We start from the raw sequence: 495 nt of genomic DNA, 5'->3' as shown, positions 1-495 counted from the left end.
AAGATTGATTTGGATGTGCCCGTTGTGAACTATATCCCTGACTTTAAAATGAAAGATAATCGATACAAACAAATCACATCACGCATGTTGTTGAATCATTCCTCCGGTCTGCTGGGCAGCTCTGGCAGCAATGCCACATTGTACGGGGATAATGACACGTATTCACATGACACTTTTCTGGATCAATTGGCGATACAGACTCTAAAAGCCGATCCAGGAGAATACTCCGTATATTGTAACGATGGTTTTACATTAGCGGAGATACTTGTCGAAAGAGTTAGTGGCATGGGCTTTACTGCATTTATACACAAATATATTACAGAGCCTTTGGACATGAAACATACCAAAACACCGCAGGATGTGGTTGACCCGGTAGAAATGGCGGGAATCTATTCTCCTTTGTATGAAGGCCAGCTTCCACAAGAGAATTATAATATCATCGCTACTGGAGGCATTTACTCTACCGCTGAAGATCTTGTGAAATTTTCACAAATC

Annotated in this window: 1 protein-coding gene; it reads left to right on the top strand. The window is 41.4% G+C overall.

Annotated features, from left to right (window positions below):
• Window positions 1-495: serine hydrolase domain-containing protein (locus AMS66_RS09980; RefSeq protein WP_144424466.1), on the top strand; the 495-nt coding region annotated here is incomplete at both ends.

The sequence above is a fragment of the Paenibacillus xylanivorans genome (assembly GCF_001280595.1).
Taxonomy (GTDB): Bacteria; Bacillota; Bacilli; order Paenibacillales; family Paenibacillaceae; genus Paenibacillus; species Paenibacillus xylanivorans.
The sequence above is the reverse complement of the archived record's forward strand: the minus strand, read 5'-3'. Positions and strand labels throughout refer to the sequence as shown.